We start from the raw sequence: 12,480 nt of genomic DNA on the forward strand, positions 1-12,480 counted from the left end.
CCTGGCAACCAGGCTGGTAGACAAGGAGTGTGCGTCCCCAGGTACACACCGCACGCCTCGTTCACACTGCCGATCTCGACAGCGATACTCGGCATGCCGTCCGCGAGATGGTTAACGACGCCTTCGCGGGTGATTTCACCGAGGACGACTGGGAGCACGCGCTGGGCGGTATGCACGCCCTGATCTGGCAGCACGGCGCGATCATCGCGCACGCCGCGGTGGTTCAGCGGCGGTTGTTCTACCAGGGCAACGCGCTGCGCTGTGGTTATGTCGAAGCGGTCGCGGTACGGGAGGACCACCGCGGCCAGGGGCTGGTGCACGCGCTGCTAGACGGAATCGAGCAGGTGATGCGCGGCGCCTATCAGATGGGCGCGCTGAGTTCCACGATCCAGGCCCGCAGCCTCTATGCGTCGCGTGGCTGGTTGCCCTGGCTTGGCCCGACGTCCGTGCTGGCCCCGACCGGTCCAACACCCACCCCCGACGACAATGGAACGATATTCGTCTTCCCGGTGCTGATCGACGTGGACACGTCCGCGGAGCTGATGTGCGATTGGCGCGCGGGCGACGTGTGGTAGGTGTGCTCGAAATCTCCTCCATCTCAGCGTGATTCATCACAGCGCGGTCGGCTACGATGTGAGTTGCCGTTGCGTCGTCCGCCGTTATTGTGGTGTACGCCACACCGATTGACCGCCCTCACACTGCCGGCCTGGAGAGGGTGAGCGGAAATTCACGCCCGGGTCATTGCGGACAGCGCCCGGGCAACAATGGATTCCTACCGTTATCGCCAAGAGCGATGACGATTGGAGTCCCATGAAAACCCTGCTGGGCCGTTCGCATGTCCTTTCGGACTGGGACCCCGAAGACACGGAGGCCTGGGAGGCGGGCAACAACAAGATCGCCCGTCGCAACCTGATCTGGTCGGTGGCCGCCGAGCACATCGGCTTCTCGGTCTGGTCGATCTGGTCGGTGATGGTGCTGTTCATGCCGGCGTCGGTGTACGGCTTCTCCGCCGGGGACAAGTTCTTGCTCGGCGCCACCGCCACACTGGTCGGGGCGTGCCTGCGATTTCCCTACACGTTCGCCACCGCGAAGTTCGGCGGACGCAACTGGACCGTGTTCTCCGCACTGGTGCTGCTGATCCCGACCGTCGGCACCATGCTGCTACTGGCCCACCCCGGGCTACCGCTGTGGCCGTACCTGGTGTGCGCGGCGCTGGCCGGCCTCGGCGGCGGCAACTTCGCGTCGTCGATGACGAACATCAACGCGTTCTACCCACAACGCCTGAAGGGCTGGGCGTTGGCGGTCAACGCCGGCGGCGGCAACCTCGGCGTGCCGGTGATCCAGCTGGTCGGACTGCTGGTGATCGCGGCCGCAGGTAACCGGCAGCCGTACTGGGTGTGTGCGATTTACCTTGTGCTGCTGGCGATTGCGGGTATCGGGGCCGCGCTGTACATGGACAATTTGCCGCAGTACCGCATCGAGATGGACACCATGCGGGCGGTGCTGCGCGAACCGCATAGCTGGGTGATCGCGCTGCTGTACATCGGTACCTTCGGCTCGTTCATCGGTTTCTCGTTCGCGTTTGGCCAGGTACTGCAGATGAACTTCATCGCCAGCGGCGAGAACACCGCACGGGCATCACTGCACGCCGCCCAGATCGCTTTCCTGGGCCCATTATTGGGCTCGATATCGCGGGTGTACGGCGGTAAGCTCGCCGACCGGATCGGTGGCGGGCGGGTCACCCTCGCCGTCTTCTGCTCGATGATCCTGGCCGCCGGAATATTGATCAGCGCAAGCACTTTCGGTGGCCATCGCGCCGGTCACACTCCGGCCGCGACGATGGTCGGTTACGTGATCGGGTTCGTTGCCCTGTTCTTCTTATCCGGCATCGGCAACGGATCGGTGTACAAGATGATTCCGTCGATCTTCGAGGCGCGCAGTCACTCGCTGCAGATCGGCGAGATGGAGCGCCGGCAGTGGTCACGTTCCATGTCCGGAGCACTGATCGGACTTGCCGGTGCGATCGGCGCCCTCGGCGGCGTCGGCGTCAATCTGGCGCTGCGCCAGTCGTATCTGCACAGCGGCACGGCGACGTCGGCGTTCTGGGCCTTCACATTGTGCTATGTGGCGGCCGCGGTACTGACCTGGGTGATGTACGTACGCCGTCCGCTCGAGGTCACCGCCCAGGCCGCGGCAGAGGCTTCATCGTCCGTCCGATTGGCTCACGTATAGCCGCGGGTATACCTGCCATACCGATTCGGTAGAGAGCCCGTATAGCACGAAATGTATGCCACCTCACACCGAATTCCCCAGGCGCCCCGGCACGGTCGAGTACGTACCATCTTCGGGCGTGATTATCACCCGGCATCATCCCGGCTGAGCTGCCATTATTGCGGTCCGGACGACCCCTCAGGGGTTTGCCAGATAACTCGGATTCAACTTACAGGCGATATTGGTCGGATTGAGTTGACGCAGTTCGGTTCTGAATGTGAGCATCGGAACTACGGCAGGGCATGCCTCTTAATTCGAGGCGCCCACAAGGGCATTGAAGTCCAGACTCACAACAGCTCGTCCCTCTTGCGGGTCGGGCCGATTGGCGCCTGGCTCGAAGCCGCCGGTGCGCGGTTCAGGCGGGCGGCTTCTCAACGCGCCCAGAGGATTTCGTCGAAAGGTGCAGATCGTATGGGCCGCAACCACCGCATAACAGACTGGAATCCGGAAGACACCGCGGCCTGGGCGGCCGGCAACGACAAGATCGCCCGCCGCAATCTGCTGTGCACCGTGGCCGGCGACCATGTCGCCTTTTCGATCTGGACCCTCTGGTCGGTGATGGCGCTGTTCATGCCGATGTCGGTCTACGGCTTCAACGCCAGCGACAAGCTACTGCTGGGCGCCGTTGCCACGCTGACCGGCGGCTGCGCGCGCATCCCCTACACCCTGGGCATCGCAAAGTTCGGCGGTCGCAACTGGACCACGTTTTCGGCGTTCGTGCTGCTGATCCCGACCGTCGGGACCATCGTGTTGCTGGCCAATCCCGGGCTGCCGTTATGGCCGTACGTGGTGTGCGCGGGGCTGACCGGACTGGGTGGCGGCAACTATGCGGCCTCGCTGGCCAACGTCAACGCGTTCTATCCGCAGCGGCTCAAGGGCACCGCGCTGGCGATCAACGCCGGTGTCGGCAACCTCGGTGTCGCGGTGATCCAATTGATTGGCCTGCTGGTGCTGGCTACCGCGGGCCACCAGGCGCCGTACTGGGTGTGCGCGGTCTACCTGGTGCTGCTCACGGCGGTCGGGATCGCCGCGGCGCTGTTCATGGACAATCTCGACCACGGCATCGAGCTCAACCACATGCGCTCGATCCTGTTCGACCGCGACACCTGGGTGATCTCGCTGCTCTACATCTGCACTTTCGGCTCCTGGATCGGCTTTTCCTTCGCCTTCGGACAGGTGCTGCAGGTCAACTTCGGGGCCAATGGTGAAAGCCCTGCGCACGCTTCACTGCACGCGGCCCAAATCGCCTTTGTCGGGCCGCTATTGGGCTCGCTGGCGCGGATCTACGGCGGTAGGCTGGCAGACCGCCGCAGCGGCAGCCGCGTCACCCTGGGCGTCCTCGTGGGCATGATTGTGGGCGCCGGGCTGCTGGTGGCCATCAGCACCTTCGACGACCGCGGCGGTACTACGACGTCGACCGCGATGGTCGGCTACGTCATCGGGTTCATGGTGCTGTTCGTGCTGTCGGGAATGGGCAACGGCTCGGTGTTCAAATTGATCCCGTCGGTCTTCGAGGCGCGCAGTCGCTCGCTGGATGCCGGCGAGGCGGAGTGCCGGCAGTGGTCGCGCGCGAAATCGGGATCGCTGATCGGCATCTGCTCGGCGGTGGGGGCGCTCGGCGGCGTCGCAATCAACTTGGCGCTGCGCGAGTCGTACCTGCGCAGCGGCACCGAGACGAGTGCGTATTGGCTGTTCCTGGCCTCCTACGTCATCGCGGCGATCTTGACGTGGCTGATGTACGTGCGCCGACCTGCGCAGAGCCCGGAAGCGCCGAATTCGCTTCTCACAGCAGAACCCGCCCGAGTGTGACCACCACCGCAACCCGGGCAATGCGTCAGCAATCGTCAGGTAACGCCTCCGAAACGTCACAGGAATACACAGATCGTATGGAGCAGCCCGGCTCACCACCGCTTACCGGTTACCGGATAGCGGTCACGTCGTCGCGCCGTTCCGAGGAGTTGTGCGCGTTGCTGAGCCGTCAGGGTGCCGAGGTTTCCAGCGCTGCCGCGATCAACATGATCGCCCTACCAGAAGACGAAGAGCTGCAAAGCAATACCGAAGCCGTGATCGCCGATCCGCCCGACATCCTGGTCGCCCACACCGGCATCGGCTTTCGCGGCTGGCTGGCCGCGGCCGAGGGGTGGGGCCTGTCCAATCAACTCATCGCGTCGCTGTCCAAGGCGCGGGTCCTGGCCCGCGGACCGAAAGCGACCGGCGCGCTGCGCGCGGCCGGCCTGCACGAGGAGTGGTCGCCGAAATCCGAATCCTCCCAAGAGCTCCTCAAGTACCTGCTCGAGTCGGGAGTGTCCGGCGCGCGTATCGCCGTCCAGTTGCACGGCGCCGCCGACGCCTGGGACCCGTTCCCGGAATTCATCGGGGGTTTGCGCGCCGCGGGTGCCGACGTCGTGCCGATCCGGGTCTACCGATGGAAGTCCACCGCGATGGGTGGCAACTTCGACCAACTGGTCACCGGAATCGCGCGACGCCAATTCGATGCGGTCAGCTTCACCTCCGCACCCGCCGCGGCGGCAGTCCTGGAACGCAGCCGCGACTTGAATATCGAACACCAGGTGATCGAGGCGCTACGCACCGATGTGCACGCGATGTGTGTCGGCCCGGTGACGGCGCAGCCGTTGCACCGAAAGGGCATTCCGACGTCGACACCCGAACGAATGCGGTTGGGCGCCTTGGCACGTCACATCGCCGAAAAGCTTCCGCTGCTCGGATCGAGCAACGTGACGGCCGCGGGTCACGCGATCGAGATCCGCGGAAACTGCGTGCTGGTCGACGGTTCGGTCCAATCGCTGTCCGGATCGGGGATGGCGGTGCTGCGCGCTCTGGCACACCGTCCCGGCGACGTCGTCGCCCGCGGTGATCTGCTGCGGGTACTGCCCGGCAACAGCAACGACCCACACGCCGTCGACACCGCCGTGCTGCGACTGCGAACGGCCTTGGGCGACAAGAGCATTGTCGCGACGGTGGTCAAGCGTGGTTACCGGCTCGCGATCGACGAACCGGCGGTATCGCTGTGAGCCTGATTCTTGCCGCGCACGGCACCCGCCGGCCGGGCGGTGTCGCGATGATCGGCGACCTGGCGGCGCAGGTGAGCAGGCAACTCGGCCGGACGGTGCGGGTTGCCTTCGTCGACGTCCTGGGACCCACACCGAGCGAGGTGCTTTCCGCGGTCGGCGGCCACCGGGCCGTCGTGGTGCCGGCGTTCTTGTCCCGCGGCTACCACGTCCGCAGCGACGTCCCCGCCCATGTGGCGGCCAGCGGACATCCCAACGTCATCGTCACGCCGGCCTTGGGCCCGGATGGGGAGATCGCCCGGATCGTCGCTGACCAGTTGATGAAATCCGGTTGGCGTCCAGGCGATTCGGCGATCCTCGGGGCCGCCGGAACATCGGATCCCATCGCCCGCGCGGACCTGCACACCACCGCGACGCTGTTGTCCGCGCTGACCGGGTCCCGAGTTGGCTTGGGATTTGCGGCCATTGGCGATCCGCATATCGAAGAGGCCGTCGATATGGCCAGGGCCGACGGTGCGCGTCGCGTCGCGATCGCCTCCTATCTGCTGGCCGACGGCCTGTTCCAGGAGAAGCTGCGGGGCTGCGGCGCCGATCTGGTCAGCCGGCCGCTGGGGACTCACCCACAGCTGGCCCGGTTGATCGCGCGCCGATTCCGCAGGGCGGTACCGGTCGCGACTCGGCACCCGGTGCGCCGTTACCGGGCGGGCGCGCCGACGCCGGCAATGCTTGATCTTTGATCACGCACGGGTGATCCTGGCACCATGCCCCGTCGCGAAGAGCCATCGCGTGGGCTTCTCGATCCAGTCGCGAAGATGCTGCGGTTGCCATTCGGCACACCGGAATTCATCGACCGGATCATCACCGGTGGGGTGAACCAGGTAGGCCGCCAAACCCTCTACATGCTAATCACCACGTGGGACGCCGCCGGCGGCGGCCCGTTCGCGGCCAGCGCGGTCGCTTCCACGGGGATGGCCAAGACGGCCGAGGTCGTGCAAAGCATGTTCATCGGACCGGTTTTCGGCCCGCTGCTGAAAATGCTGGGCGCCGACAAGGTCGCCGTGCGAGCGTCGTTGTGCGCCTCACAGCTGGTCGGCCTCGGCATCATGCGCTATGGCGTGCGCTCGGAGCCGCTGCACTCCATGTCGGTGGACGCGCTCGTCGACGCGATCGGCCCGACAATGCAGCGGTACCTGGTCGGCGATATCGGCTAAGCGGCCAGTCGCGCGATCTGGATTTCTCCGTCGTCGGTCACGCGCACCTGGTACACCGGCACCGACACCCGCGGGTCGTCCAGACAGCTACCGTCGTCGAGCGCGAAAGCCTGCTTGAGGATGGGCGATTGGACGGCTGCGCGACCGCCGCGGTCGCCGACGATCCCGCGGGATATGACGGCCGCACCGGAGAACGGGTCGACGTTGCCGAGCGCGTGCACCGACCCGTCGTCCAGACGGAACAGCGCCGCCTGGGAGCCGTCGTCGAGCAGCACGCCGACGCCACGACCCGGGATGAGGTGGTCGTAGGTGCACGCGGTGGTCCACACCTCAACGTCGTTGAGAATTGTCACGCTTCCTCCTGAACTCATGAACGGACCCGTGGCATGCCAATGGACACAGGGATTTTGCGCCCGGCGCGCTCGGTGAATGTCACAGTCGAATCGACTTCTTCTGGCGCATTGACGAAGGAGACAAACCGCGAGAGCTTGTCCGGATCTTCGAGCACGCCCTTCCACTCGCACTTGTAGTTGTCCACGTGCCGCTCCATCGCGGCCTCGAATTCCTCGGCCAGTCCGAGGGAGTCCTCGCACACGACCTCACGCAAGTGATCGAGACCGCCGTCCAGGGAGTCGACCCACGGCGCGGTGCGCTGCAGCCGGTCGGCGGTGCGGATGTAGTACATGAGGAACCGGTCGACGTAGCGGACCAGCGTCTCGGTGTCGAGGTCACTCGCCAGCAGCTGGGCATGCTTGGGCGTCATGCCGCCGTTGCCGCCGACATAGAGGTTCCAGCCGTTTTCCGTGGCGATGACGCCCACGTCCTTGCCACGCGCCTCGGCACACTCCCGCGCGCAGCCCGAGACCCCCATCTTGATCTTGTGCGGTGCCCGCAGGCCCCGGTAGCGCAGCTCCAAGTCGATGGCCAGCTGGACCGAATCCTGCTGGCCGTAGCGGCACCAGTCGGTGCCCACGCAGCTCTTCACGGTGCGCAATGACTTGCCGTAGGCGTGGCCGGATTCCATCCCGCCGTCCACCAGCCGCTGCCAGATCTGGGGTAGCTGGTCCACCCGCGCGCCGAACAGGTCGATCCGCTGGCCGCCGGTGATCTTCGTGTAAAGCCCGAAGTCCTGGGCGATCTGGCCGATCAGAATCAGGTGCTCGGGCTTGATGTCGCCGCCGGGCACCCGCGGCACCACGGAGTAGCTGCCGTTCTTCTGGATGTTGGCCAGGAAGTGGTCGTTGGAATCCTGCAGCGAGGCCTGCTCACCGTCGAGGATGTGTTCGGAGCCGGTCGAGGCAAGGATGGACGCGACCACGGGTTTGCAGATGTCGCAACCCCTTCCGCGACCGAACCGCTCCAGCAGGCCGGAGAAGGTACGGATCTCGGTGGCGGAGATGATCTCGAAAAGCTCCGCGCGCGACTGGCTGAAGTGCTCGCACAACGCCTTGGACTGCTCCACGCCCTCGGCTTCGAGCAGCTGCTTGAGCAGCGGCAAGCACGACCCACACGACGTGCCGGCCGCCGTGCACGATTTCAGCGATCCGACGTCACCGCAACCATCGGCGATCGCGCACTTCAGATCGCCCTTGGTGACGTTGTTGCAGGAGCAGATCTGTGCGGAATCCGGTAGCGCGCCGACGCCCAAAGCCGAAGCGCCGCCGCCGGATCCCTCCGGTGCGATCAGCGCGAGCGGGTCGCCCGGCAGCTCACTGCCGACCATGGGGCGCAGCACCCCATAGGTGGAAGCGTCACCGACGAGCACCCCACCGAGCAGCGTCTTGGCGTCGTCGGACAGCACCAGCTTGGCGTAGGTCCGGTTCACCGCGTCGTTGATGGCGACCTCGAGACAGTTCTCCGTCGTGCCCATCGCGTCGCCGAAACTGGCGACATCGACGCCGAGCAACTTGAGCTTGGTGGACAGGTCCGCTTCGGGGAACTCCGCGGCGCCACCCAGCAGCTGGTCCACCACGACCTCTGCGGAGGTGTAGCCCGGCGCGACCAGGCCGTAGCACCGTCCGTCGATCGCGGCAACCTCGCCGATAGCGTATATGTCGGGATCGCTTGTCCGGCAAGACAAATTGGTGAGCACGCCGCCGCGCTCCGCGAGCGCCAGACCGGCCGCCGCGGCCAGCTCGTCGCGCGGCCGGATGCCGGCCGCGAAAATTACCGGGCCGGCGTCGATCTCGTTGCCGTCGGTCAGCCGTACCCGCGTCGACATCGAACCGTCCGCACGCGGGGCGGATTCAATCAATTCGGTGCCCGTGCCGACGTGCACCGAAATCCCGAGCTCGCCGATCATCCTGGCCAGCAGCGCGCCGCCAGCCTCGTCGATCTGCTGAGCCATCAGCCGCGGCATCATCTCAACGACGTGTGTTTCCAATCCGAACTGCCGCAACGCATTGGCGGCTTCGAGCCCGAGCAGACCGCCACCGATCACAACGCCGGCCGCATTGTGACCGCCATCACGGGCACTCTCGGCGGCGGCGCGAATGGCGTCGAGGTCGTCCAGGGTGCGGTACACGTGGCACGCGGGGAGGTCATGCCCGGGCACTGGCGGAACAAACGCGTAGGAGCCGGTGGCCAGGACCAGGGCGTCGTAGTCGTGCCGTTCGCCGTCGGCGGTCACCACTGCCTTTGTCGCGCGGTCGATTTCGGCGACGCGGGCGTTGAGCAGCAGCCGCACCCGCTCGTCGCCCGCGTAGTCGTTACCGGGCAGTGCCAGCAGGGCGCGGTCCCAGCTTTCGGTGTACGAGGTCAAGCCCACGCGGTCGTAGGCGGCATCCGACTCTTCGGCCAAAACGGTGATCTGCCAAGACCCGTCGGCGTCGCGGGCGCGCAGCGCCTCGACCAAACGGTGGCCCACCATGCCATGCCCGACCACGACCAAGTGACGGGCAGCACAGTGCGCGCGCGTGTCGGGGGTTGGGGTCATGCCACGAGATTAGGGGCCAGAAATTAAGGAAAAAACGCTCAATGTATCGCTCGTATGACGTGGGTCTCACACCTCACAACTTCCTGTGTGATGTGTGTTCACTCCGGGCGAACGGCCTGATGGAACTTCAGCGCGGTCAACTCAAGTTTTTATCTGCAGCCGGCCGGCAAGGCGCCGGTCACAGCAAATTCCCAATGAAGCCCAAGGAAGCAACGAGGAGACGACATGAGTAATCCCGCACTGCGATCGCGTCCGGCCTGGAACACCGACAGGTGGTTGCGCGACTTTTTCGGCCCCGCCGCGACGGCAGACTGGTACAAGCCAGTGACCAGTGGTTTCAGCCCTGCGGCCGAGATCGTCAAGGACGGCGACGACGCGGTTGTACGCCTGGAACTTCCTGGTGTTGACGTCGAGAAGGACGTCAACGTCGAGGTCGACAAGGGCCGCCTGGTAGTCCACGGCGAACACCGCGACGAGCACGCCGACGAGACCGACGGCCGTACCCTGCGGGAGATCCGCTATGGATCGTTCCGTCGCGCGTTCCAGCTGCCCACGCACGTGACCAGCGAGGCGATCAAGGCTTCCTACGACGCCGGTGTGTTAACCGTGCGGGTCACCGGCGCTTACGCCGGAACCCAGGCGCAGCGCATCACCATCACGAAGTAATTTCCAACCAGATCGGGCGCACGTCGAGTTGTTGGGTCAGAATCTAGCGAATTCGCCCGACAACTCGACGTTGCCGCTTTAGGCGAAGGCCTGATCGGCGTCAATTCCGATCACTTGCAACAGGTTTGCCACTTTGCGATCCAGACTCTCGCCCACCTTGGTCACCTCGGCGATCCCTAGGCTGCCGAACGCGGCGCTGGGCTGATCCATCGAGAAGATCGCGTTGCCGTCGGCGTCGGCATGGATCAGAAGCCGTAATGGGGCGTACAGCAAGGCTTTCGGGTCATGGCGAACCATCGTTTCGGCGATCGTATGGTTGCCGAGCAGATACTCTACCGCCTTCGTCGTATGGCCGGCGAGAGCGAAGAACAGCCGTCCGTCGATCTTCGCGTAGACCATCAGTCCGTTGGGCGCGTTGGTGGCAGCGGCCGCAACAACGTCATCCCAGCCGCCACCGCGCTCGGCGATCTGCTGCACCACCGCGCGATCGACCGGCGGCGCGGCCTTCTCGAAAGCCTCGATGAAATCGTCGAATTCGACACCGGTGGCGATGTCGATGCGGTTCATGGTGTGCGAGGCCACCCTGAATTCTGCCTTCATGGCGTACCCACCCAAGTGGTTCGGTGAATGAACTTGACAATCCCGAGTATACGGTTCGGTGAATGAACCAGCAAGGGGTACCATCGACACCGTGGCGCTTCCCCGCGAATACCCCAGCGAGAGCTGCCCCATCGCCCGGTCGTTGGAGATCGTCGGCGAGCGCTGGACCTTGCTGATCATGCGCGACGCCTTCTTCGGAGTTCGGCGCTTCAGTGACTTTCGCAACCACCTCGGCATCCCGAAAGCCGTGCTGGCCGACCGGCTGGCGTTCCTCGTGAATGAGGAGGTGCTGGCCAAGGCGGACAGTACATACGAATTGACCGTCAAGGGACGTCGGTTATGGCCGATGATCTGGTCGATGATCAGCTGGGGGAATGAGAACTACCTTGAAAAGCCAAACAGGCGAACGTATTTGCATGCGGAGTGCGGCGGAGTGATCGGGCAGGATCGCCGCTGCGAACGATGCGATCAGATCCCCGACGTCGCCGACCTGATCGCGCACCCGCCGCGGCGCCCGCGCGATCCGCGCCGCGACGATCCGGTGAGTGAGGCACTTCGGCGGCCGCACCGGATGCTGGAACCGATCTAGCCGGTCAGCCCCAGCGGGCCAGCAGCTCCTTGGCCCGGGCCGACAGGGCGGCCTGTAGGAACGGGCCGAAACTGATCCGGGCGACACCCAGCGGGCCGAATGACGCGGGGTCGTCCTGGTCGGGCAGCGCGATCGCGTTGATCGGCAGCGGCAGCTCAGTTGCCAAGCGCCGCAACGTCTCCGGGTCGTGGCGGCCCACCGGGTAGAGCACATCGGCACCGGCGTCTGCCGCCTCGGTCAGTCGCGCCACCGCCCGCTCGACGCGGTCCGAGTCGTCCCCGTCCTTGCGCAGGAAAAGATCGGTGCGAGCGTTGATCACGACGTGGACCCCGGCCGCATCGGCGGCCGAGCGCAACGCGCCTACTAATTCGGCATGCTCACCGGCGGACCGCAGTCGCTTGTTCTCGGAGTGCACGGTGTCTTCGATGTTCAGCCCGACGGCGCCCACGCTGAGCAGGCCTTCGATCAGGCGCTGGGCCGGCTGCGCGTAGCCGGACTCGATGTCCACCGACACCGGGACGTCGACCGCGGCGGTGATCTGGGCGACCCGGGTGAGTACATCGTCGAACGACATACCCTCGTTGTCAGGTTTGCCGATCGAGTCGGCCAGCGGATGGCTGCCCACCGTCAGGGCGGCGAATCCGGCATCCGTGGCAAGCCGCGCCGACCAGGCATCCCATACGGTCGGCAGGACCACCGGGTTGCCCGGCTGATGCAATTTCAGCAGTGCCGACGCGCGCTGCGCGGCCGCGTTCTGACCTGTCATGGGTGTTTGCTCCGCAATCTGGCCGAGTCGTCTTCTCCGACGTCCCTCGGGTGCGGTGGATAGTATCGAAACTCATATTGTGATCCGTGACACCCTCGGCCCTAGGAGATCTCTTGTCCACCACTGAACTCGCCGAACTGCACGACCTCATCGGCGGCCTGCGGCGGTGCGTGAGTTCCTTGAGGTCGCGCTACGGCGACAGCCCGGCGATGCGCCGCATCGTCATTGACGCCGACCGGATCATCAGCGACGTCGAATTACTCGACACCGATGCTTCGGAATTGGACTTGGCGCGCGCAACCGTGCAGGACTCCGGCGAAAAGATCACCATTCCCGACACCCAATACGACAGCGATTTCTGGCGCGATGTCGACGACGAGGGTGTCGGAGGTCACAGCAGGTCCTGACAGCCA

13 protein-coding genes are annotated in these 12,480 nt (G+C 65.3%); 9 read left to right on the forward strand and 4 right to left on the reverse strand.

Features of this window, described 5'->3' with window-relative positions:
* Positions 1-29: 29 nt before the first annotated feature.
* The 6 genes from ACZY0B_RS21400 to ACZY0B_RS21425 all read left to right on the forward strand — a co-directional run bounded on the left by ACZY0B_RS21400 (position 30) and on the right by ACZY0B_RS21425 (position 6,511).
* Positions 30-575, forward strand: a complete 546-nt coding sequence (locus tag ACZY0B_RS21400; RefSeq protein WP_463766229.1) for a GNAT family N-acetyltransferase — start codon at positions 30-32, stop codon at positions 573-575.
* A gap of 247 nt (positions 576-822) precedes the next feature.
* Positions 823-2,232: a nitrate/nitrite transporter gene (locus ACZY0B_RS21405; RefSeq protein ID WP_463766262.1), complete on the forward strand. Its 1,410-nt coding sequence runs from the start codon at positions 823-825 to the stop codon at positions 2,230-2,232.
* Positions 2,233-2,682: 450 nt separating this feature from the next.
* Positions 2,683-4,080 (forward strand): nitrate/nitrite transporter, encoded by a 1,398-nt coding sequence (locus ACZY0B_RS21410; protein WP_463766230.1) that lies wholly within the window; start codon positions 2,683-2,685, stop codon positions 4,078-4,080.
* Between the two features lie 77 nt (positions 4,081-4,157).
* Positions 4,158-5,303 (forward strand): uroporphyrinogen-III synthase, encoded by a 1,146-nt coding sequence (locus ACZY0B_RS21415; protein ID WP_463766231.1) that lies wholly within the window; start codon positions 4,158-4,160, stop codon positions 5,301-5,303.
* Positions 5,300-6,037, forward strand: coding sequence for a sirohydrochlorin chelatase (locus ACZY0B_RS21420; RefSeq protein ID WP_463766232.1), 738 nt, complete (start codon positions 5,300-5,302; stop codon positions 6,035-6,037). Before ACZY0B_RS21415 ends, ACZY0B_RS21420 begins: the two co-directional genes overlap by 4 nt.
* A 24-nt stretch (positions 6,038-6,061) precedes the next feature.
* Positions 6,062-6,511 carry a TetR/AcrR family transcriptional regulator gene (locus ACZY0B_RS21425; RefSeq protein ID WP_463766233.1) on the forward strand — a complete coding sequence of 150 codons (450 nt, stop codon included), beginning with the start codon at positions 6,062-6,064 and terminating at the stop codon, positions 6,509-6,511.
* Here ACZY0B_RS21425 and nirD read toward each other — a convergent pair.
* Together nirD and nirB are read right to left on the reverse strand one after the other, a co-directional pair.
* A complete protein-coding gene (gene nirD / locus ACZY0B_RS21430) occupies positions 6,508-6,864 on the reverse strand; it encodes a nitrite reductase small subunit NirD (protein WP_463766234.1) in 357 nt (118 codons plus the stop codon). The genes ACZY0B_RS21425 and nirD overlap by 4 nt on opposite strands.
* Before the next feature lie 14 nt (positions 6,865-6,878).
* The gene (gene nirB / locus ACZY0B_RS21435) at positions 6,879-9,446 is read right to left on the reverse strand and encodes a nitrite reductase large subunit NirB (protein WP_463766235.1); all 2,568 of its coding nucleotides are present in this window, start codon (positions 9,444-9,446) and stop codon (positions 6,879-6,881) included.
* 225 nt (positions 9,447-9,671) lie between these two features.
* Here nirB and ACZY0B_RS21440 point away from each other — a divergent pair, with 225 nt between their 5' ends.
* Complete coding sequence (locus ACZY0B_RS21440) at positions 9,672-10,112, forward strand: Hsp20/alpha crystallin family protein (RefSeq protein ID WP_463766236.1); 441 nt, start codon at positions 9,672-9,674, stop codon at positions 10,110-10,112.
* Positions 10,113-10,190: 78 nt separating this feature from the next.
* Here the strand turns inward: ACZY0B_RS21440 and ACZY0B_RS21445 are convergent, their stop codons facing one another.
* On the reverse strand, positions 10,191-10,844 hold the full coding sequence (locus ACZY0B_RS21445; RefSeq protein WP_463766237.1) for a DUF302 domain-containing protein: 654 nt from the start codon (positions 10,842-10,844) through the stop codon (positions 10,191-10,193).
* A 10-nt stretch (positions 10,845-10,854) separates the two neighbouring features.
* On the opposite strand from ACZY0B_RS21445, the gene ACZY0B_RS21450 reads away from it, so the two are divergent.
* Positions 10,855-11,301 carry a winged helix-turn-helix transcriptional regulator gene (locus ACZY0B_RS21450; protein WP_463766238.1) on the forward strand — a complete coding sequence of 149 codons (447 nt, stop codon included), beginning with the start codon at positions 10,855-10,857 and terminating at the stop codon, positions 11,299-11,301.
* Positions 11,302-11,305: 4 nt separating this feature from the next.
* Here the strand turns inward: ACZY0B_RS21450 and ACZY0B_RS21455 are convergent, their stop codons facing one another.
* On the reverse strand, positions 11,306-12,067 hold the full coding sequence (locus ACZY0B_RS21455; RefSeq protein ID WP_463766239.1) for an isocitrate lyase/PEP mutase family protein: 762 nt from the start codon (positions 12,065-12,067) through the stop codon (positions 11,306-11,308).
* 113 nt (positions 12,068-12,180) lie between these two features.
* On the opposite strand from ACZY0B_RS21455, the gene ACZY0B_RS21460 reads away from it, so the two are divergent.
* Positions 12,181-12,474, forward strand: coding sequence for a hypothetical protein (locus ACZY0B_RS21460; protein WP_463766240.1), 294 nt, complete (start codon positions 12,181-12,183; stop codon positions 12,472-12,474).
* The last annotated feature ends 6 nt before the right edge of the window (positions 12,475-12,480 follow it).

It is taken from the genome of Mycobacterium sp. IDUB_19 (assembly GCF_055419445.1).